Consider the following 535-nt stretch of genomic DNA (forward strand, 5'->3'; position numbering starts at 1 on the left):
GGCGAAGGTCTACCGCGTCGACCTGGCGCTCATCTTCGACACGGTGTGGGCCGTCACGTCGCCGGACAACCGGGATCGCGCGCTCGAAGGCTGGAAGGATCGCGGCCGGAAGTCGGGCATCAAGAAGAAGGCCTGGCTCGCGGCCGAGATGGTCAAGCTCACCTGGCGCGAGAACAATCCGGAGATCGTGCAGTTCTGGTACGACCTCGAAGAGGCGGCGATCAACGCGGTGGAGAACCCCGGCCAGAAGTTCAAGGCGGGCGAGTTCATCACGTTCAACATGACCGGCTCGTTCCTCCGCTGCAAGCTGCCGAGTGGCCGTTCGATCTTCTATCCGTATCCGCGTGTCGAGTGGAAGCCGACCCCGTGGGGCAAGTCGAAGCGCACGCTGATCTTCAAGGCGAACGACAGCTTCACCCGCAAGTGGTCCGACCAGCACTACTACGGCGGGCTCGGCGCGGAGAACGTCACGCAGGCCGCAGCTCGCGACGTGATGGCGAACGCGATCATGAACACCGAAGCCGCAGGCTACGAG

General features: G+C 63.9%; 1 protein-coding gene. It reads left to right on the top strand.

Going from position 1 to position 535, the window contains the following annotated elements:
* Window positions 1-535 (top strand): hypothetical protein (locus OO70_RS50590; protein ID WP_043688357.1); only part of this gene is annotated, 535 nt, incomplete at both ends.

Source organism: Streptomyces xylophagus (assembly GCF_000716435.1).
Lineage (GTDB): Bacteria > Actinomycetota > Actinomycetes > Streptomycetales > Streptomycetaceae > Streptomyces > Streptomyces xylophagus.